General features: G+C 42.7%; 1 protein-coding gene. It reads right to left on the bottom strand.

Annotated features, from left to right (window positions below; genetic code table 11):
• Positions 1 to 354: DUF3693 domain-containing protein (locus RH85_RS09915; protein ID WP_006712092.1), on the bottom strand; the 354-nt coding region annotated here is incomplete at its 3' end.
• Between the last annotated feature and the right edge of the window lie 126 nt (positions 355 to 480).

Genomic DNA, 480 nt, shown 5'->3' with positions numbered 1-480 from the left:
TAATGCGCACTGAGCTAGGGCTTCTTTAGGGGTGTAAAACACCAATGCTAATGCGCTACAAGTCATTGAAATTCCAGAAAATCCCAGCCCGTTAAACTTTTTTGCAATGTTCGTCCAGTGTGCGCGGATTGCTGGGTTTTCGTTGCGGTCTGCGTGACAGCCTAGTAATGCTATCTCTGGGTCGATTCCTGCGCCTTGTGCGAGGAAAACGGCTTCCTCATCAGACACATAGCGAATTCCGCTTCTAATTTTGCTTAGCTTTTGTGGTGATAGATTCAAATCATGCGCAATCTGCTTGTCTTGTATGTAATTTTTAGCCTGTTTATAGGCATTTAATAGTTCGTTTGCGTACATATTCAATCCTCCGTTTTCCCATAGAATAGCTTTTTAACCCCCATTTTGCGCTATTTACAATCCCTATAAATGGAACCATAATCCCCATAAATCGAAACTAAGCCTGATTCGGTTCTCTCTATACCG

The sequence above is a fragment of the Vibrio ichthyoenteri ATCC 700023 genome (genome assembly GCF_000222605.1).
In the GTDB taxonomy this organism is placed as follows: Bacteria; Pseudomonadota; Gammaproteobacteria; order Enterobacterales; family Vibrionaceae; genus Vibrio; species Vibrio ichthyoenteri.
The sequence above is the reverse complement of the archived record's forward strand: the minus strand, read 5'-3'. Positions and strand labels throughout refer to the sequence as shown.